18 protein-coding genes are annotated in these 19,833 nt (G+C 67.4%); 14 read left to right on the top strand and 4 right to left on the bottom strand.

Going from position 1 to position 19,833, the window contains the following annotated elements; genetic code table 11:
- Positions 1-269: 269 nt before the first annotated feature.
- From MLV88_RS10995 to MLV88_RS11010, 4 genes are all read right to left on the bottom strand, one after another.
- Positions 270-767: an SLATT domain-containing protein gene (locus MLV88_RS10995; RefSeq protein WP_242343613.1), complete on the bottom strand. Its 498-nt coding sequence runs from the start codon at positions 765-767 to the stop codon at positions 270-272.
- Positions 768-770: 3 nt separating this feature from the next.
- The gene (locus tag MLV88_RS11000; protein ID WP_242343614.1) at positions 771-1,634 is read right to left on the bottom strand and encodes a CBASS oligonucleotide cyclase; all 864 of its coding nucleotides are present in this window, start codon (positions 1,632-1,634) and stop codon (positions 771-773) included.
- A 22-nt stretch (positions 1,635-1,656) separates the two neighbouring features.
- Positions 1,657-2,907 (bottom strand): nucleotidyltransferase domain-containing protein, encoded by a 1,251-nt coding sequence (locus MLV88_RS11005; protein ID WP_243337499.1) that lies wholly within the window; start codon positions 2,905-2,907, stop codon positions 1,657-1,659.
- A gap of 268 nt (positions 2,908-3,175) precedes the next feature.
- Entirely contained in the window at positions 3,176-3,691 is a 516-nt protein-coding gene (locus tag MLV88_RS11010) for a DUF2378 family protein (RefSeq protein WP_243337500.1), read from the bottom strand.
- A 337-nt stretch (positions 3,692-4,028) separates the two neighbouring features.
- Here MLV88_RS11010 and MLV88_RS11015 point away from each other — a divergent pair, with 337 nt between their 5' ends.
- The 14 genes from MLV88_RS11015 (at position 4,029) to MLV88_RS11080 (ending at position 19,728) form a co-directional block, all read left to right on the top strand.
- Entirely contained in the window at positions 4,029-4,310 is a 282-nt protein-coding gene (locus MLV88_RS11015) for a helix-turn-helix domain-containing protein (RefSeq protein WP_242343619.1), read from the top strand.
- 949 nt (positions 4,311-5,259) lie between these two features.
- Positions 5,260-5,679: a hypothetical protein gene (locus tag MLV88_RS11020; RefSeq protein ID WP_242343621.1), complete on the top strand. Its 420-nt coding sequence runs from the start codon at positions 5,260-5,262 to the stop codon at positions 5,677-5,679.
- Positions 5,680-5,766: 87 nt separating this feature from the next.
- A complete protein-coding gene (locus MLV88_RS11025; protein ID WP_242343623.1) occupies positions 5,767-6,147 on the top strand; it encodes a hypothetical protein in 381 nt (126 codons plus the stop codon).
- Between the two features lie 5 nt (positions 6,148-6,152).
- On the top strand, positions 6,153-6,473 hold the full coding sequence (locus MLV88_RS11030) for a hypothetical protein (RefSeq protein WP_242343625.1): 321 nt from the start codon (positions 6,153-6,155) through the stop codon (positions 6,471-6,473).
- A 13-nt stretch (positions 6,474-6,486) separates the two neighbouring features.
- Positions 6,487-6,864 (top strand): hypothetical protein, encoded by a 378-nt coding sequence (locus tag MLV88_RS11035; protein ID WP_242343627.1) that lies wholly within the window; start codon positions 6,487-6,489, stop codon positions 6,862-6,864.
- Between the two features lie 59 nt (positions 6,865-6,923).
- The gene (locus MLV88_RS11040; protein ID WP_243337501.1) at positions 6,924-9,455 is read left to right on the top strand and encodes a TraC family protein; all 2,532 of its coding nucleotides are present in this window, start codon (positions 6,924-6,926) and stop codon (positions 9,453-9,455) included.
- A 21-nt stretch (positions 9,456-9,476) separates the two neighbouring features.
- The gene (locus tag MLV88_RS11045; RefSeq protein WP_243337502.1) at positions 9,477-10,451 is read left to right on the top strand and encodes a hypothetical protein; all 975 of its coding nucleotides are present in this window, start codon (positions 9,477-9,479) and stop codon (positions 10,449-10,451) included.
- Positions 10,452-10,648: 197 nt separating this feature from the next.
- Complete coding sequence (locus MLV88_RS11050; RefSeq protein WP_243337503.1) at positions 10,649-11,698, top strand: hypothetical protein; 1,050 nt, start codon at positions 10,649-10,651, stop codon at positions 11,696-11,698.
- 42 nt (positions 11,699-11,740) lie between these two features.
- Positions 11,741-12,475, top strand: a complete 735-nt coding sequence (locus tag MLV88_RS11055; RefSeq protein ID WP_242343633.1) for a hypothetical protein — start codon at positions 11,741-11,743, stop codon at positions 12,473-12,475.
- Entirely contained in the window at positions 12,465-13,394 is a 930-nt protein-coding gene (locus tag MLV88_RS11060) for a DUF2381 family protein (RefSeq protein ID WP_242343635.1), read from the top strand. Before MLV88_RS11055 ends, MLV88_RS11060 begins: the two co-directional genes overlap by 11 nt.
- Before the next feature lie 10 nt (positions 13,395-13,404).
- Positions 13,405-15,687 (top strand): protein kinase domain-containing protein, encoded by a 2,283-nt coding sequence (locus MLV88_RS11065; RefSeq protein ID WP_243337504.1) that lies wholly within the window; start codon positions 13,405-13,407, stop codon positions 15,685-15,687.
- Positions 15,688-15,793: 106 nt separating this feature from the next.
- Entirely contained in the window at positions 15,794-18,583 is a 2,790-nt protein-coding gene (locus MLV88_RS11070) for a hypothetical protein (protein WP_243337507.1), read from the top strand.
- A 63-nt stretch (positions 18,584-18,646) separates the two neighbouring features.
- A complete protein-coding gene (locus MLV88_RS11075; RefSeq protein ID WP_242343639.1) occupies positions 18,647-19,072 on the top strand; it encodes a hypothetical protein in 426 nt (141 codons plus the stop codon).
- Between the two features lie 20 nt (positions 19,073-19,092).
- Positions 19,093-19,728, top strand: coding sequence for an outer membrane beta-barrel protein (locus tag MLV88_RS11080; protein WP_242343641.1), 636 nt, complete (start codon positions 19,093-19,095; stop codon positions 19,726-19,728).
- The last annotated feature ends 105 nt before the right edge of the window (positions 19,729-19,833 follow it).

A 19,833-nucleotide genomic window follows, 5' to 3' on the forward strand; every position in this document is an offset into this window, starting at 1 on the left:
CGGCGCGCCGCAGGCCGGCGTCGTCAGACCGTCTCTCTACGATGCGCGCGGGCAACAACCCGATCGCGATGACCGCCGCCAAGAGCGAGTCGATCCTAACGCGGGATCAGAAGATGCTGTGGGGGTGCAGCGTCAGCGCGCTGCTCGTTTACGAAGTGCGGCAGGCACCCCGTAGCGGATCCGTCGTCGCTCGAGCCTGAGGACATCGTCGGCGAGATGGCGCATATCGTCTCGCGGCGATTCGCATACTCGAGCGACGGCTCGAGATGCTAGCGCCGGTCTGCTTGATACTCGGCCTCCCCCTCTTCGATGCCGCGTCGTGCTGCGCGGAATGCTCGCCTCGGAATGCGAGGGGACTCAGCGTTCAGCGCGTCCCGTTCAGATGCCAGCGCAAGGAGCTGGTCGCGCAAGCCAGGTTCGTCACCGAGCGAGACCTCGACTTCTCTGAAGATACGCGCTCGGTTTCGCAGCGAGCCGTATTTCGCGCCTGAGGCCTGGTGGGCCCTTTCCTTCTCGGACGGATTCAGGAACGTGGACACCGCGGTTAGGCCTGCGACGATCGCCGCAAGTATTCCCGCAAGCGCGGGTTCGTCACGGAATGCGCTTCCACTCGCGACTGCAGCGATCACCACCGACGGTATTCCTACCCACAGCCGAACGGACGCCCATCCTTCACCCGCGTTGTAGTGCGACTTCGAGGAGAACGCGCTGTCTTCCTCGATTCGGAGGGCTTCGCGGCCAATAGCGTCTCTCACGTGATTTTCCATTGCCTATCCGAATGCCGGGAAGTACGTGCCGAAGACGGTTCGCCATTGCTCTATTGCGATGCTGGGATAACCGAGCCAGTTCGCCTCTACAGCCTGCGACGCCACCTCGTGAGCACGGTCGAACACGGCGACAGCGTCGGCAACCGAGGACACGGCCCTGAGCCCCTGAACGTCATCACCGAATCCAGCCGGATCGGGAATCACATACTTGATGGCGTTACGTCCCTTGTCGAACAGCGATGTCATCGCAAGAGCGTAGTCCGCGATAGCAACATTCTCGAACAAGCGTTGAGTCATCATCTCGAGGTAGAACCCGGAAAACGGCGAGCCCGTCGCGCGGTTCCATCCCTTGACCATCTTGACCAGCGGCACGAGGGCGCCACCGTGAGCCTTGTTCGCGGCCGTAATGATTTCCTGATGCCTCTTAGGATCCGTGCTGATCCAACCGGAGCGGGTCGTATCTGGAATAAGAAACCCTCCACCATTTCGGTAGAACCCGGGGACCACGTCGACTGCGAAATCCTCAAACGTGATGGTGACTGCTTGACCGTTTCGGCTGATCCTCGGCGTCCGCGGGTACCGCCTCAGCAGCACCTGCCTCGCCACCTCGAGCAACGATGCAGGCGAGTTGTTCGCGAAGTATGAGGCGTCTAGGACGACGAAGATGTCGATGTCTGCCTCGGACATCGGGCCGATCATCGTCGAACGAGCGTAGGAGCCGGTCAGAAAACTGTCCAACACCTTGATATGGTTTCCGACGGCTTGCCGCACCGCGTGGTGTCGGGCGGAAACCGTTTCTACCTGAAGCCCGGTGATCCCGAGATTCGACTGCAATTCGCGGAATGCCTCCCCGACGGCTCGGGCCATCCCAGCCTCCTTCCGCGACCAGCTACTCCGGAAAGGTGCGGTTGAACAGACGATCCCACGCCCGCCACGCGGCCTCACTATCCCCGCGTTTTTCAGCAGTGAGCGCGGTGGTGGCGAATGCGACAGCGGAACTGATCGCCTCGCCTGCGGCCTGCCTCTTCGCCTCTGTTGAGCATGCTGGCACTTCCCCCGAGATGCCCAGCGGGTCGGTGATCGGCTGACACTGCGCGCGCTGCAGGACTTGGAGGCCAGAGACGAAGCATTCTGCATAGCTCATCCCAACACGACACACATCCTCTGCCGAAAGCCGAAGCTCAATGTGAAATGACCCAATCGGAACCCGCAACGAACGACAAGTACGCCAGTACTTCAGGAGCTGTGCGGTAGCGCGAAGTTTCTTCCCGCTTCGCGCGTTGGCCTCGAGGATGTACTTGTTGTGCCCCTCCGGACTGGTGTCTAGCCAGCCACCGCGCCCATCCGGCATCCGGTACAGCGGGCGGCCATTGGTGGACATCCCCAGGAACACGGCCGGGACCACATCGACCGGGTCTTCTCCATTCTCGAAACGAACGACCACCGCCTGGCGGTCCTTCCCTATCTCGGTTCTTCTGAACCGCTCCTGCAGTGCCGTTCGGACATTTTTCAAGACAGCATCTGAACTGGCGTACTTGCCACCCCAACGTGCGTCGTCCCGAGCAACGACGGCGAAGTAATCTACGTCGCTGACCCCCCTCACGGCCGTTCGACGTGAGTGGCTCCCGACGATCATGAGTTTGTTGAGCGTGAATGCTTCTTTGAGCGCCGCCTCAATAGAGTTCGCGTGCGACTCTGCGCGAGCGATATCCGATTCCGCCGGTTGAATCGAACCGACAAGCTTCGCGAACGACGCCGCGATCGCATTCCGTGCCTCATCTCCGGTGGAACGGGTGACCCCCCGAGCTTCCCCCTTGTGGAGCATCTCGGGCGCAACCGCGCTGTCGTCGTCGCTAGCAGGAAGTGTCGCAACCCGCCCGAGCTCAGGAAGCGAAGCCGATCCTGACCGAGTCTTCCCGAGCATGGCAGCGAGGAGGGCGACGACAACGCCCACCCCGATAGCGATCGTGGCCCTCGGGTGCCGAGATGCCCACACTGCGATCTTCTTGAGTGCTTCTTCGAGTGGGTTTGAACTCTGCAGTTCTGCGATGAGCCTCGCCCCATCGCCCCCCGCCTCGGAGACGACCAGCGTGCGACCATCCGCGAATGCGAGCGCCCAGCCGCCAGTCGTCCGCTCCATGCCGCACCAGCCCGGATGCGGCAAGTGCGCAGGCACCTCAAGCCGGGTCCCGGCGACTAGCTCTTGCCAGGAACTCCTCAGCCACTGATCCCAAGACGTGTCCATGATTCAAGGCCCGAGGCGCGAAGGATGCGAGCGAGTCGTCGGAGGATACTTCATGCCGATGACACGCATCTCGCTCGGCCCGACCACGTCGGCTACGTGAGTCCGTTTCGCGGCGACGGCTCAAGACGTGCGACGCGTGTGTTGAAATCGCGAGTCGGTAGGGCTACCGAGCCGCCGCGTGGAAATCCCATTCACAGAGGTACTGACAGCATGACGCCCCCGACGATCGGCAGGCGGTCTCCGTCACCAGCACGGTATCGGCGCCGGACAACTCGAGCCCGCGCTGAAGACATCCCACAACGGTCCAGCAGTGGTCGGCGATGACGAGACCCTCAGCGTCGAACGTACGGATCACGGCAGCGTTGTCGCCGAGCGGCTCGTATTCCCGGCGGCCCACGGTGTAGTACGCGTGGTACAGGCGCGGCACCGTTTCCAAGAAGACCTTCGGGGTCCCGCCGGTCGCCTTCTGTCGGTGGCTGCGGGCGAGGATGGCGTCGGCATATGCGCGGCCGACCTCGACGAAGGCCTCTGCCCGGTCGCCGAACGACAAGACGGAAGCAATCGCGTCGTCGAGGCGAAGCTGAACGCTGAGCGGATACCAGGAAGCAGGACGAACCGATCGCCGCAGCATGCCGGCATCGGCCGGCGCGAGCTGCGAGAGAACTTGGTCCAGCAGCACCGTGGCGCCCTGGTTCCGGAGATACTCAAGGCGGCTTAGAACAAGACTGCCTCTTACCTGCGGTTCGCAACGAAATTTGGACACGCGCGCCCTCCAACGCGGGGCGCTATGTTAACAGCGGGAGCATAACGCACAATGAGTGCGTGTTGACCTGCGACGCCGAAGCGCGCGCTCGCGCCGCGCCGCGGTGGCTCCTTGGCAGATCCCCTCGAAATGCGCGGCTTAGCGATCCTGCCCCACGGCTTCGTATTGCTCCGGCCGCCGTTCTCCAGAGTCGATGAAAACCCAGTAATGGACTCCGCTGTTTCGCTCAGCGGACGAAGAGTACCCGGCTCGGATGCCGGAGCTCTCGCGGTCGGAGGTCCTCGCTTACGTCGCCGCGAACGTTCGCCGGCTGCGTACGCGGAGGTTCACTCAGCAGCAGCTCGAAGCCGCGACGGGACTGGACGTCCAGTACATCCGGAAGATCGAGGGCGGCCGGGTGAACATCACTGTGGATACGCTGCGCCGCCTCGCGAATGCGCTTGGCGTCGCGCCCGGAGCCCTGCTCAGGAAGGCGCGGCTCTCACCGGCTAAGCCGGGGCGCCCGCGGAAGCGTTCTGTGCGCCAGGCGCGGTAGCGGCGGTCCGCACGTCAGCTCCGGGCGAGCTGCGCCGCACTTGTGTGCCGCGGCGGCTGCGGCTCGCGGCGCCCGGGCCCATGCGAGGCGACGAACCCTTGAGATCTCCGAGGCACCGGGGCCCTCGAGAGACCTCGTTTGGGCATGTAGGGAAGTGTATTGCAAGGTGCGATGCATCGATGCTAGGCTCCGCGCATCGCGTGGTGAGGCGACGGTGCCGTCACGCAGGAGGGGCGCAAGATGCGGGCGATCATCGATGTGCTTCGGGCGGTTGGGCTGTGGTTCGCCACGGGTGGCGTCGGCGTCCGGCGGTTCGTCGTCACGCTGCCTCCCCTGGACGCGGACGTCACTCCGGAGCGCCGAGTCACTCGCCGAGTTGTGAGGCCGGACCGCCGGGTCGCTGCCCGCGTCTAGGCCGCAGCCATGCGCTCGCGGCTCGACGCTATCGTTACGGCATCCGGGCCGGTGACGAGCGGCGCGATCAACCAAGCGCGCCACGCGTGCGACGAGGCCGGCTCTCTTGCCGCGCTCGCGGCCAAGCCAACTCCCGCCTAAGACGTTCGCGCTGCGACCAGCTCGAGCGCCGCTCGAGTGGTGACTGGCGACGCTCGCGCACCAGCGAGCTTCGAGCTCCATCCGAGGTGCCCCGGAGCGACGCAGCAAAAGACCGGTGTTCCGATCTGGCACAGCGACGGACCCGCTCGACGCGCGCCGTGGAGGCCCCGCCGTCGTAGACGTCAAGCCGACGGTTATCGGCGCCCCGTGCTAGAGTTTTTAGCCACTTACGTGACATTCACCGGATCGCTATGGAACCACGACTGCGTTTCGTGCGAACCGCGGCTTCGACTCACCTTGCCGCACGTCTGGATGGCACCAGAGTGCATTCCGGCGCATCGATGCGCAGGGTGGATCTTAACTGTCTCTAGATTAACCGTCAGAAGGATGCTAAATGCCTGCTAAGAACAAGAGCGCAGAGGGGCGCCACACAGGGGAGACCACGCCGCGCACGGGAGAGAAGGCCGTGCTGAGCGTTCGGATGCCGATGGAGCTCGCGAACTTCATCCAGGAGGAGGCACGCGCGCGCGCGCTGGCCGCCGGTGTGTCCGAGAAGGACCTGCCGGAGCCCGGAGAGAGGGCGCTCAACCTGACGCGGATGGTGAACACCATCCTCGACGCGTTCCGCACCTACTTCAGCCTGCCGGCGATCCTCGTGGAGCGGCTCGAGGCCGACCGCAAGGCGCTGAAGCTGGGTCGCCTCGATTACCTGCAGCACATCGTCTACATGCGCAGCGAAGCGGTCATGAGGAACGGGCCGGGGTTCGACAAGAGCGGCGCGCCCGCCCCGAAGTCGGGCGGCGGTCGAACCTAGGGGCTCGGAGGGGGCAACCTGAGGAAGCAGCGGCGCACATGGCCTGAGCTCACGGTTCGAGAGCGGCTCCGCCTCCTGCCTCTCTCCGTGCGCGTCTTCCTCGTAGTTCTCCTCGTCGCTGTCGCGTATCCCGGATTCGCGGCCCTCTACTCGGCGCTTCACGGCGCCCAGTCGGGCGGCGCGCTGGCGTGGTCCTCCCGTCACTTTTCGCTCGTCTGGGCCGGCGCGGCCGTGGTCGTGATCGCTGCGCTGCTCGTCTTCGAGCCGCCACGCAGCCCCTCGGCGCGATCGTACCTCGCCCAGCTGCGCGATCGTTTCCGCACGGTTCAGGACGACTTCGAGCGCGCCGTCGCGGCTGCGCTCCGCGACGGGAACGACAGCCAGCCTGACGCGGCAGGTCCCGAACAGCCGGGTCCCGCACCAGAGCGACTCGACGGCCTCGGGGCCGCCGACAACACGAGGAGGTAGGTCCCATGCGGAAGAACGTCCGTCTCTCTGCTCGTCTCCAGCTTTCGGTCGCGCGTGCCGCCGTCGGCCCGCTAGCCGCCGCCGCCGTGTTCGCCCTCGTCGCGCCCGCGGTCGCGCTCGCGTACCCCGGTCAGACGCTGCTCGAGTACGGCCGGAACTTCATCATCGCGCCCCTCGGCCTCTTCGCCATCGTGGTCGGTGTCGGCGGGGCGATGTTCAAGCCCGATCTGGTGAAGGGCGCGATCTGGACTGCGGTCATCTGCGCCTTTCTGTTCGCGATCATCAGTGGCGCGCCCGCGATCATGAGCGCGCTCCAGAACAGCTAGCCCGCGGCGGCTCGTGCGCGCGCCGGTGTACAGGAGCCTCGAGGCGAAGAACACCGTTCTTGGCCTCGCGTTCCCCACGGAGTTCACGGTCGTGCTCTCCGCGTGGTGGGCCGGGATGATCTCCGCCGGCGCCTTCATCGGCAGCGGCATCGCCGTCGCCGCATACGTGCTCATCCGGGTCGCCAACTATGGACGGGCGGAGGGGTTCGTGCAGCACTTCCTCCAGTTCAAGGTGCGCCGAGTCGTGAGCCGCGGCCGCCTCAGCGCGGCGGCGCGCGTCGGCGCCGGCCGGGCGGCGGCGTTTCCACACGGCGAATACGCCTACGAGGGCCAGGACCTCGCCGAGCGTCTGTTCGACATCGTGCGCTCGCGCACCGGAGGTAGGACGTGATCCGGGAGACGCCGCTTGCCGATCTCATTCCGCTGTGGAGGACCCTGCGGGAAGAGGGGGTGACGGCGCTCGTCACTCCCGCGCTCGACTACGTCGGTGCCCTGGAGCTTGGCACGCTCGACGTGCGGTTCAGCGCCAGCGAGCAGGCCTCCAACATCGGCGAGGGCCTGCGGAGCCTCATCGGTTCGCTCGAAGACGAGACGACCCTGCACTTCGTCTACCAGGTCGACACGAACATCGAGCACGTCATTCGCGAGTACGAAGCGACTTGCCGAGCGGAGGAGCCGGCGCTCCGCGCGTACGTCGCTGGCCGCGCGCGGTGGCTGCGCGCGCAGCGGGTACGGCACACGCGCGTGTACCTATTCTTCTCGGAGGCCTCGCCGGCCGGTGGCGGACTCGCGCGCGGTCAGCTCGGGTTGCAGCTCCTCTACACCCGGTCGCCCGCGAAGCTCTCGGAGCCTCAGCACAGGGCGCGCGTGAAGAGGCTCGGCCAGCTTCGTGACCGTCTCACCGGACGCCTCGGGCAGCTCGGCATCTCCAGCCGCGAGCTCGACCTCGCCGACGTGCGGCGCGTCCATTTCGAGCTCCTCAACCCTGGCCGAGCCCGGGTTGGCGCCGCTCCGCCGAACGTCACACTCCGCGAGCAGACGTGGAGCCCCGAGTCGGTCCGGCGTCATGGAAACCACCTCCTCGAGCTGACGGAAGCGGAGCAGCTCTGTTTCGAGGACGTCGAGGACGGGCGCGGAGCGTTCCGGCACGGCTCGGTCGTCCGGCGCGTGTGCACGCTCAAGGTGCTCCCCGAGGCGGGCACGAACTACTGCTCCGCGGATCCGCTCCTGCGACTCGCGACCCGCGACTCGGGGACCGAGCGGGCGCCGTTCCCGTACACGCTCGCGGTCACGGTCCACGTGAAGCACCAGGGGAAGACGCGGTTCGCGCTCGACCGATCGCACAGCCTCGTGAAGCACATCAAGAACGCGCTCCCCTTCCTGCAGAACGAGAGCGTCGATCAGGACGAGGCGGAGCGCGCGAAGCGCGAGAGCATCCGAGGGCTCTTCGAGGAGCTGAACAACCTCAGCTCCAAGATCGTGGCGCTCTCCGTGAGCCTTCTCCTCGAAGGCAAGTCGCTCGAGGAGGTGGACGCGCAGGCGGAGGCCGCCCGCGTAGCGTTCTCGCAGTGCGGCAACTCCGAGATGCTGGTCGAGGAAGTCACCCAGATCCCGGCCTTCCTCTCGATGCTGCCCGGAGCGGGTCCCTACCAGCTCCGCAAGAAGGGCTGCACGAGCCGGAATGCGGCGGACTTCCTTCCAGTGTTCGCCGCCTGGAACGGCACCGCGAAGGCGGCGTCCGTCCTGCTTACGCCGGGAGGGGATTTCTTCCGCCTGCACCTCGCGGACAAGCGGCTCTCGACCGCGCACCACGGCCTCGTCGTGGCGGACACGGGCAGCGGCAAGTCGTTCGCGTTCGGGAACCTCGTCCTCGACGCGCTCGCGGCGGGAGACGAGGCGATCCTCATCGACAACGGCAACTCCTGGGAGCCCCTCACGGCGCTCCTCGGCGGGATCCACATCCCCGTCGACATCAAGACGTCCGTGAGCCCGTTCGTCGAGTACGCGGCGATGCTCGACCGCGAGACCGGCGAGTTCTCGAACGAGGAGCTCCAGGACGTCGTCACGTTCCTGCAGGTGTGCGCGACCGAACCCGGCCAACCCGGCTTCGACAAGGTGACGTTCGATGCCGTCGCGCGCGCGGTGCGCTGGTCGTACGAGACGCACTTCCGGGATCGCCCAGCTGAACGACCGCTCCTCGGCCACTTTCGCGACGCGCTGAGGCACTACCCCTGGGAGAATGCCGACGATCGCGCAATCGCCGAGCGCGTCCACCGGAAGCTCGGCCCATTCGCGGACGGCATGTATGCGGACTTCGTGAACCGCCCGTCGAGCCTGCGGTTCGACGCGAAGCTCCTCACGTTCGACCTCCAGCGCGTCTCGCAGGACCCAGTCCTGAAGCAGCTCGCGATGGCCTGCATCATCCAGGCGGTGACGAATCGCGCGTCCAGCCGCCGTGCGCACACGATCGTCGCGGTGGACGAAGGGCACGAGCATCTGGGGCAGGACGACGTCGGCGAGCGCTTCCTCGCGGGCTGTTACCGCAAAATGCGCAAGTACGACGTCTCGATGTGGATGATCAGCCAGGCGCTCCGGGACTTCGTGAATGCGAAGGCCGGCCCCGCGATCATCGCGAACAGCGCCCTCAAGATCTTCCTCTGGCACAACCGCGGCCACGAGGAGGTCGCGAGCTACTTCGGCCTCTCGCCGGGCGCGCTGGAGGCGTTCCGGCGCCTCGAGCGCAAGCCGGGCCACTACTCGGACTTCCTGCTCATGTACGGAAAGGAGGTCACGACCGTTCGGCTCGCGCCCCACCCGCTCGCGTACTGGATCCTCACGACGGACCCGCAAGACAAGGAGCTGCTCGCGCGGGCCCAGAAGAAAAACCCGATGCTCGACCGGTTGCGGCTGCTCGAGGAGCTCGCCGCGATCTACCCGCACGGCGTCGTCGGACAGGGAGTGCGGTCCCGTTCAGCTGCATGAGTGTTGGAGAAGGAGGGCTCCATGTTGCGCAGACTGCCGCGCGTCGTTCTCGTCGCCATCCTGTGCGTCGCGCTCTCGCTCGGGGTCGGGATCCAGGCGGCCTACGCGGACCTGTTCGGTGCTGACGTCCCGATCCTGACGAATATCCTCACAACCTCGCTCCAGCAGCTCGACACCGCCACCAAAACGTTCGAGACGCTCGGCAAGGCGTACCAGGAGACGAAGCGCCTCGCCAGCTACGCAGCCGACGCGCGGGAAGCGTACGAGGAGATCCGGGCCTTCAGCGGCGAACGCCTTGCGAACAGCGGGCTGAACGCTCTCCATCGCGCGTACCCGGAGATCTCCTTCTTCCAGGGTGAAGCCCAGTACGGCTACCGGAGTTGGGGACAGGGCTACGGCGGGTTCTCGCCCGAGCTGCAGCGGTGCCTCCAGGACATCACCAGGGATGCCGTGCGAGGCGCGGGCGGCACGAGCGCCTCGTGCGACCAATGGCGGCGGACGGTCACGGCGCAGAAGCTAGATCAGGATCTTCGGCGCACGTTCGGGGATCTGCCACAGGGGCGCCCAGACCTCGACCTGGTGCGCGCAGAGGACATCGCGCGGGAGCAGCGGTACCAGGCCGAGATGGTCAAGAAGGCGGCGGTCGAGACGCAGGTGTACGACCCCGAGAACGGGATGCTCCAGAAGTGCCTGACCGCGCGCGACCCCGTCGTGTGCCAGACGCTCGCGGCGCAGGCGCAGATCCAGGCGTTCGAACAGCAAGCGGAGACGAATCGAAAACTCGAGGAGCTCATCCACCAGCAGACCATCGCGAACGAGCTGAAAATCGCGGAAGCGAAGCGCTTCGAGGACGAGGAGAGCGCGCGGCGCGCGTCGCTCGTCGACGGGCTGCGCGCGTTCGGCTGGAAGGGCGAGGCGCGGCAGACAAGCGGCAACGCGCAGCCACCTGCCGCGTCGCCGTCGCCAGCGCCAGTGCCGGGGGGGAGCCCACGATGACGCCGCGGGCGACGCAGCTTTTCGTCTCGACCGTGCTTCTCGCGCTGCTCGCCGCGGCGCCGGGCGCAGCCGCGGCCCAGAAGAACCCGCCGGCTACGCCGTGGGCCAATCAGGGGTGGGATTCGCAGGCGAGCCGCGAGGGTCTCCTCGGTGGCTTCCACTGGAACTTCGAATCAACCGACCCGAAGCAGGCGGCGATGCGTGACCTCATCGCGAAGGTTCGGCGCATCGCGTGGGAGTTCTTCCCGCTCGCCCTCATCCTCGGCCTGCTCATCGAGGCGTTCGGGCGAGCACCGGGGCAGGGACGCGACCTCTCCGTCGTGATCTGGCGCGCCGTGTTGGTGATGTTCCTGCTCGTCTTCTACGTCCCGATCTTCAACGGCCTCATCGTCAACGTGTTCGACCCGCTCGCGGACAAGGTCACGCCCGTGAGCGGCATGGGCGAGTTCCTCGACCGCGCCGCCAAGGCCGCTCAGGGCATGCCGACGAGCACGGACCCGAGTACCACACTCCCCCAGCCGCCGGGCGCGAGCGGCGGAGGCGTCGTGAGCGGCCTCACCTCCAAGGTCGGCGGCTTCTTCTACGACAGCCTCGTCGCTTTCCTCCTCCTCGTCGCCGAAGGGCTCGTCATCGTCATGGTGAAGCTGGGGAAGGTCCTGGCCGCCCTCCTCTTCTGCATCGGGCCGCTCGCTCTCGTCGCCGCGATCCCGCGTCCTTCGTCGACCGGGACGAAGTGGTTCGGCCACTTCGTCACCGTGCTGTCGTGGCCGATCTTCACGGGCCTGCTCCTCAGCATCATGGTCGCGATGGGGAGCGAGGGCGCCGAAACCGCCGGCTACATCGCGGCGGTCATCGCGTCGCTGCTCATGGGCGCGATCGCTCTCTCGACCCCGAGGCTCGCCGCTCAAGTTGTGGGCGGCACGCTCGAGAACCTCATGTCTAGCGGCTTGCGGTCCGTGAAGGATGTTCACAAGGACGCGGTGGGCGGTGCGAAGCACACCGGGTCCGTGGTGGCGCACACCGTCGGTGCAGCAGGAGTGGCGGCGGGCGTCGCCGGCAGTGCGGCGGGAGCGGCAGCGAAAGCAGCAAACGCGACGGCGACGTTCGGAATGCCCCAGGGACTCGATCCCGAGACCCTTGCCGGCGCGATGCGGGCCACCGGAACCGTCGCGTCAAATCCTCCGGGTGGCGGCTCCTCCGGCGCGACGCAGTCGCGGAACGCCCCCGGCGGCGGACGCGGCAGCTGATCCGGACCCACTCGTCCCTCCACGGGGGAAAGGAGCACCAAGATGGCTACCTCACTGCCCACAGTCCGAACCGAATCCGCGGATCCCCGGCCGCCCGGCGCGCCGGGCGCGGTCTGGGACGCGTTCGCGCGCCAGGCTGCTTGGAAGAACTGGGCGCTCATCCTCCTATTCGGCCTCCTCCTGCTCTCGATCCTCGCGAACGTCCGTCTCGCGGCGCGTCCCCCGGAGTTCGTCGTGGTCGAGAACCCCGGCGGGAAATCGACTCTCGTGCAGCGGGGCGTGGCGACGGACGCGCTCCTCAAGTTTCTTGCGGACAAGACGAAGCCGCCGGAGATCGCAGTCGTCCGCTTCACGCGCGATTTCGTCCAGCTCGCGTTCGGGATCAACTCGTCCACCATCGACGCCAACTGGCCTCAGGCGCTGTTGATGATGACGGAGCCGATGCGAGAGCGGGTGAACAAGCAGACCGAGTCCGCGAAGCTCCTCGATACGTATCGCGCCGCACAGGTACGGAGCGATCTCTCCATCGAGGACATCATCCTCATCGAGCAGACCCCCACGCTCCTGCACGTGAAGACCACCTTGAGCCGCCGGAAGGGACCGCTCCTCGGGGGCGGTCCCTTCACGGTCGATCGGCTCGCGGTCGACCTGGTCGAGGCGGTCGTGCCCGTGTCTCCCGAGCATCCCGACGGCCTCGCTATCGCGGAGTGGCAGATCCAGGAGCTGCCCGCAACCCCCCCCGCGATGGCGAAGACGGAGGCCGGCAATGCTCCGTAGCCTCGCGCTCGCGGTCCTGGTGACCGTCGCGCCCGCCGCCGCGCTTGCCGCCGGAAACGCGAAGCCTGCGCGCGCGGACGGCGCTTCAATGAAGCGTGAGCTGCGCCGCCGCTCCCTCAGCATCAACGACCGCAACGTCTCATCGCTTCCGGAGATCCACGTCGCGGGAGGGATCGCGACGATCCTCAGCTTCCAGGTGCCGCTCAGGGACGGCGGAGCGTTCATAGCGGACGTGAACGGCCTCATGAATCCGCTCAGCCAGAGCGAGCGATTCGTGGTGCTCGTGCCGAAGAAGGACCTCCGCGCTCCCCTGCCCCTGAACGTCTCGCTCGCCGATGGCACGGTCCTCACCTTCAAGCTTCTCACCGTCGCTACCGACGCGGATGCCCAGGTGGACGTCGTCCTCGACCTGCAGAAGCACGCCGCGCCCGACTCGGCGGCAGCCCTCAAGGCGAGCCTCATCTCCGTTCGAGCGCAGCTCGACGAGTGCCAGGCCGGTTCCGCAACGGCGGGTGTGGCGAAGATCGCCTCGCTCTTCATCCAGCAGAACCTGGACGCGCCGCACGCCTTCGAGCGCCACGCCGTTCGCGGGGGCGACAAGCAGAGCCGTCTTCTCGTCGAGGCGCGGTGGGCGTACCGCCTCCTCGGGATGACCTACCTCGTGCTCACGGTCGAGAACCGGGATCCCTCCAAGTCCTGGGTGCTCGACCGGGCCGAGGTGAAGCTGCGCGGCAGCAGCAGCGTCGACGTGAAGGTGCTCTCGATCCAGGCGGAGCTCGCGGCGCTGCCGCCGGACGTCGCCGAGAAGTTGGTAGTCGCGTTCGCGACCCCGCCGCAGACCGCTCGACAGAAGGTGAGCCTCTCGTTGTTTGAGAGAGACGGCTCGCGGCACGTCGTGCTCGAGGGGCTCGAGCTCTAGGAGGGTGTCCATGCCCGCGCACGTCGATCCCGACAACCTCCAGGCCGGCACGTCCGTGGGGGTCTACACCGTCGTGCGGCGCGTCGGCGCCGGCGGGTTCGGGACGCTCTACCAAGTGGAACGCGACGGGAAGCACTACGCGCTCAAGCTCTCGCGCGAGCGGCTCGGGTCGCTCACTCCGGAGAAGCGGAAGCGCTTCGAGGACCGAACGGATCGCGAGGTCGCGGCGCTCAAGTCGCTCCGCCACCCGAACATCGTGTCGATCTACGCCGTCGACCGGTGGCCGGAGCTCGAGACGGGCTACCCGTTCCTCGTGATGGAGTTCGTCGAGGGGCAACGGCTGGATGCGTGGTGCAGGACGGGATCGCCATCGCTCCTGCGAATCTGCGAGGTGTTCGAGAAGATCGGCCGGGCCGTTCACCACATGCATGAGCGGCAGCTCTTCCACCGGGACCTGAAGAGCGAGAACGTGCTCGTCCGAGCGGACGGCGAGCCCGTCCTCATCGACTTCGGGATCGCGAGAGCACGCGCGTCATACAGAGTGACGCGTCAGCTCGACGTGGTCGGCACGTCCACGCACTACGCGCCGGAGTACCTGAATCACGTCTACTCGGAGGCATTCGAGCGGGGTGTGGACTTCGAGTGGACCGCCGCCACCGACCTGCACGCCGTTGGCTACATGCTGTACGAGATCCTCGCCGGCCGAGCGCCGTTCAGCGGCGACAGCGAGCCCGAGATCTGGCGGGCGATCCAGACGGTCGTGCCGCCGGCGCCGTCGTTGGTGAATCCGAGCGCGCCAGGAGCGCTGGACAACGTCGTCCTGAAGCTCCTCGAGAAGGACCCGCGTGATCGGTACCAGAGCGGCACCGAGCTCGCGGATGCGATCCAGCGCATCCGCGACGACAAGCTCGGGGACTCCGCCTGGACCGGCCCGTTCGACGTGGCTCCCGAGGCGCTCGGGACCGTCGTGACGACCGCCGCGAGGCCGCGGCCAGTACTGGGGCGTGTCGCAGACGAAGGCGACATCGAGCCGATCCTATCGATGGCTGGACCGAGGCGGGCGACTTCTGGCGTCGACGATTTCCTTTCGACGACGCCGCTCATGCAGGCCCTCGAGAAGGGTGCCAGGCCGGGCGTGCCGGCCGGCCCCGTCGTCGACGAGGTTCCGTTCGCTGCGCCGTCGGGCGTGAGGCCGGTCTTCGTGGCACCTGCCGACGCCCCCGCGGCGCCTGCGTCGCAGCGCTCGAACGGCCCCCCCGAGGTTCCCTCGGCGATACGCCGCGTGAAGGAGCAAATCGAGCGGGCGGATCGAGGAACGCGGAAGCTGCCGCCGGTCGGCGTCATGGTGGGGCTCGGCGCGGTCGCGGTGCTTCTCGGGTTCCTCGCCATCGTCGGAAGCTCGAGCCGCGCCGAGCCGAAGCCGAGCAGCCTCTTCGAGAAGGTCCGGAACGGGGCGGACGCCGGAGACGCCGCGAGTGCCGCCGCCCCTACGCCTGCCCCGGTCGTCCCGAGCATTCCCCTGCCGCCGCCGCCTCCTGCTCCAGAGTCACGGCGCGCGTCCGTGACCGCGACGGCGCCGACGAGCGCCCCGAGCGCTGCGGACGCACGCAGCATCGATCGTGCGCTCGTCGAGCGGTATGGCGGCCGTCCCACGATACCCGGCATCGCGAGCGGGACTGCTGCCCAGGGGAACGCGGAGAGTGGCGCAACGCCGGAGTGGATGCGCCGGTCTCAGCCTCTCCACGCGCCCGTGCGCGTCGCGGCCACGAACGCGCCTCTGGGGATCCCGACTGGCGCCCACATTCCGGTGCGGCTCCTCACGACGCTCGACAGCCGCACTGTCGGCAGCGGGCCCGTCGAGGTGAAGCTGCCGCGCCCCTTCGTCGTCCAGGGGGAACTCGTGCTTCCCGCGGGGACGCTCATGTACGGGCAGGCGTCGGCCATGGATGGGCGCTTCACGATCCGGTTCTCGAAGCTGCGCCTCCCCGACGACCGAGAGGTCGACTTCGCGGGGCTCGCGATGGACCGGGACGATGGAAGGCCAGGTCTCGCGGCGAGCCGGCGCGTCGCCGCCGCCCCGGTACGGGGCGAGGGGCTCGGAACGACTGTCGCCAAGAACACGGCGGGCGTCCTCCTCAGCACGGTCACCGGAGGTGTCGCGCAGGACGTGGCGCGACGGGCTGGCCAGACCGCGCTCAACCACCAGGACGTCGTCGCAGCGGGTGGGGCCGGCGACATGCAGCTCCTCGATCCCGGGGTCCTCTTCGACGTGTGGGTCGAGCGCGCCTTCTAGTACCCCGCCCGCCGTCCTTGACATGCAACTCCAATGGGGCAAGCATTTGGCTTCCTGTTAGATGCTAACAAACGCCCTTGTGACAGCATCTTGCTCGGGAGGGGTCATGCAGCGCATCCTCGGTATTCTCCGGGCGCGGCTCGGCGGCGCCCCAGTGCTCCCATTCGCCCCGTTGCAGCTCGCCCTCCTTCTCGGCGGCACCGGGCTCGCCTCGGCATGCGGCGGGGGACAGGGCGCGACGCCAGGAGGTGGGGGAAGCGATGGGACCATCACGGGCCTCGTCGTGAAGGGTCGGGTAGAGAACGCCACCGTCACCGCGTACCGCCTCGACTCGACGATGACGCGGGGGGCGGCGCTCGCCTTCGGGCCTTCCGCGCAGAACGGCACCTTCACGCTCCGCATCCCTCCGTACAACGGGCCCATCGAGGTGGTCGCGAGCGGCGGGACTTACCTGGAGGAGGCCGTCGGCGTGACCGTCCAGGTGACGCGCGAGCTCTCCGCCGTGCTTCCCGCCTTCCAGTCGGGCGGATCCGCGACCGTGACGCTCAGCCCCATCTCCACGATCGCGAACAGCTTCGCGCACGGCGAGGCCACCCGGGGCTCGTCCATCACCGATGCGGTGAACAACGCCTGGACGCACGTCAACAACCACTTCGGCGGTCTCGACTGGCGCATCGTTACGCCCACCGACCTCACACCGAACGAGCCCGTGACCGTGACCATGTCCGACGCCACCAAGGCCGGCCTCGTCCTCGCTGGAATGTCCCAGGCGGCGAGAGTGCTGGCCGAGGCGAGCGGCCTCAGCCCCGGCACCTCGGTGACAGGCGCCACCCTCGGCGGCGCCGCCGGAGACGATGGTCGGGACGGCACGTTCGACGGCGTAGGGCCGGGAGGGGCGCTCGTCCAGGGGTCGGTCGGTCTAACCGGTCAGACGTTCCGGCGAACCCTCGGGCAGGCCATCCTCCAGTTCGTCCAGTCGTCCCGCAACAAGACACAGCTCACCGGTGCCGACGCTCTGGCGCTCGCGAGCGCGATCGCAGCCAACAGCGACCCGTACCTCTTCTGTCCCAACCAGATTGCTTCCGCGAGCTGCGCCGGGGGACCGCTCGAGCTCACGCCGCCCGTGATCGCCTTCGTCGATCCGCCGTCGTTCGTCGGCTCCAACACGATCGACCTGAGAGTCACCGCGAACCAGCCTGTCGCGGGCGTCTCCGCGGTGTACGCACAGACCGCGGCCGGCAGCGGACCCATCGCCGCCACCTTGACCGATGGCGTGTGGACGATCGCCGGGATTCCACTCGTCGAAGGTCCGAATCTCATCTCGGTGTGGGGCGTCGATGGCGCCGGTGGCGGTACCATCGCGAACGCCGCGACCGTGACCATCACGTGCGACACGGTGGCGCCTACGCCCTACGTCCAGACGTCTACGGCCGCGTACTACGACGAGCGTGCGATGACGCTCGCGGACGCGACCGTCCCTGCGAAGTACCAGTTCCCGCCGGCCGCCGCCAAGGTGGCTCCCATCCCCCAGGGCGCCGTCTACAAGAGCACCGCTCGGCTCTCTTGGGCGACTGCGCCCACGGCGTCCGTGCTCGAGACCACGAACCCGGACAACACGCCCTTCGTTCAGCTCGCGGTTCCGATCGGCACGACCCAGGCGCCCATCGCCGCCGCGATGTATTCCATCTCTGTCGGCGGGAACGTGTACGCAGGAGATCTCGCCCCTTGGCTGAGTCCCGCCAGCACCACGACGACCGCCTACTACGATCTTCCCCTCGCCGGGAACCTCGCGCCGGTGCTCGGGACCACCCCCGGACCCGTGATCCTCGAGATCGCGACCACCTTCGTGGACGCCGCCGGGAACAGCGGCACGGTCGGTCCGATTTCCGTCCCTTTCACCGTCATCGCTCCGCCGCTCGTAATCGAGGAGGACACGTCGTTCCCGTCGTACGCCGACGCGAAGAGCACGTATCCGTACAAGCTCGCGAACAACACGTACGCCCAGCTCTTCGACGCTAGCGGCGGCAGCTTCTACGGTGGGCAGGTGCGCCTCGTGCGGTTCATCGTCCGCAACCCGAACTCCGTCCCCGTCGGCCTTCGGTCCGCGTCCGTTGGCTCCTGGACCGCGACCGAGACCTGGGACGGGACGCGGACGCGGCTCACGCCACGGAACCCCGTGACCATCAACAATTGCGTCTGTTTTTGGTCCTGCAGCTTCACCCCGCTCGTCCTCACCATGGACGGCTTCACCTTCTCGGATTGCTACCAGAACGTTGGCAACACGTGCGCGCCGAAACCGGAGTCGCAGGGAACGCCACCCACCCCCGAGAACGTCACCGGCTGGTTCACGCATGTCGCCGGTGACACCGCGGTCCACACGGCCTGCAAGCCGAAGCGCTGGTACGCGGGTGCACAAGTCGTCGCAAATTCGACTGTCGCGGCCCAAGGGTTCGTCGGGCCCGCTCCCGCCGCCGGAGAGGTGACCCCCGCCCCTGCCATCGGCGACTTCGCACTCGTCCCTGCAGCGACGGGCTCCACGCCCGGCGGGATCGCGGTCTACCTCATGCGGCCCTTGACCGCCGCACGGACCGTGCCGCTAGGCGTCTGGAACCAGTTCACCGCCGGCAATCGCTACGAGGCGAACAAGGGCTACGTCTTCATTCCCGACAGCTACACCGTCACCTCGAGCTACGTGTGGTGGTACAACGGCTCCGGTACCAACGGATGGGTTAGCGAGGCAGCCGCGCACCAGGAGATCGGCTATGTCACCGGCGCTTCCGAGTCGGTGAACGCCACGGTCGCGTTTACTACCCAGGGCGTGCACGGCTCGGCGCTCGTCGGCGAGACCGTCGCCGCGTACTCCGCGACCATTGACCGCAGTCTCACCAGCCACTGAACCCTGAGCGGGGGCCCGGTGCTCTAGCACCCTAGGATCGCCCGTCCACGTGGAGGGACCAACATGCGAACGATGCTGAGCAAGCCGACCGTTCTCCTCTTCGCCCTCGTCCTGGCCGCGTGCGAAGGGCCGACCGGCCCGCAGGGGCCTGAGGGACCCGAAGGGCTGCCGGGCGAGCCCGGCACGAGTAACCCCTACGACCGCGCCGCCAGCTACTGCCTCCAAGGCACCGGCGTCACCGCGGCGTCGGGCTGGACCGTCACGATTCGGTGCGCGCAGGTCGCCGACATTCCGGTCGCTGGCAGTTGCTACGCCGCGGATCTCCCGGCGGGCGGATTTGTTGCCTCGAGCCGGTCCGTCGACTGGTCGAACACGGCCCAGGCCGCAGGCTGGACCTGCACCTGGGACTGGCAACCAGGAACGGAGCCCACTGGCGTCGGCTTCTCTTTCGGTGGCACCACCGAGATCTGCTGCGTCACACCACAGTAGCGCCAGGGGAGAGCGGCTCCATGCATGGACGCGTCCTGGCCACGTTGCTGGCGATAGCCATGCCACTCGGCGCTTTCGCCGATCGCGGTGCGTTCTCGCTCGACGCCGGCGGCATCGTCGCCGGTGTCCGCGCCGACCCCGCCATCGGTTCCGGTGACGCGGTGGCCGGTACCGTCGCGGGGGTGACCCTCGGAACGAGGTACGCCCTCACCAATCGCCTCGAGTTGACGGGAACGGCCGACTGGTTCGCCGCGGCGCCGTTCTACAACGACGACACGACGATCGTGACCGAGAACGGGACGTTCCGGGGGCAGATGCAGAGCCGCGTCAGCCGGTACTCGGCGAAGATCGGCGCCCAATACGTTCGCGGCCTCACGTGGAGAATCAGGGCCGGAGCCGAGATCGGCTGGACGCGAACGACGTCCGAGCGGCTCGATCTCGTCGACGTGACCGGGGCCGTTCCGCGCAGCTTCGGCCTGGGTCTCGGCTCCCGGACGACGGATCACCTCGTCGTGGTCGGGCTCGCCGGAGTCGAATGGGCCATCTCTGACCACGTCTCGCTAGCGATCACGCCGCGCGTCGAGTTCCCGTTTGGCGGCGGCCTGATGGCGATGACGGTGCCGCTCACGGTCGCGTACAGCTGGTACATGCTGTAGTGCTTCTCGACGTCCGCTGTGGCGTTCGTACTCCGCTGTGGGCCATGTTCCGATCCCCTGCTCGCCCGCAACGCTCCTTTCCTCCTCGGGGAATTTAGAGGAGCC

The sequence above is a fragment of the Anaeromyxobacter soli genome (assembly GCF_022808855.1).
Classification (GTDB): Bacteria; Myxococcota; Myxococcia; order Myxococcales; family Anaeromyxobacteraceae; genus Anaeromyxobacter; species Anaeromyxobacter soli.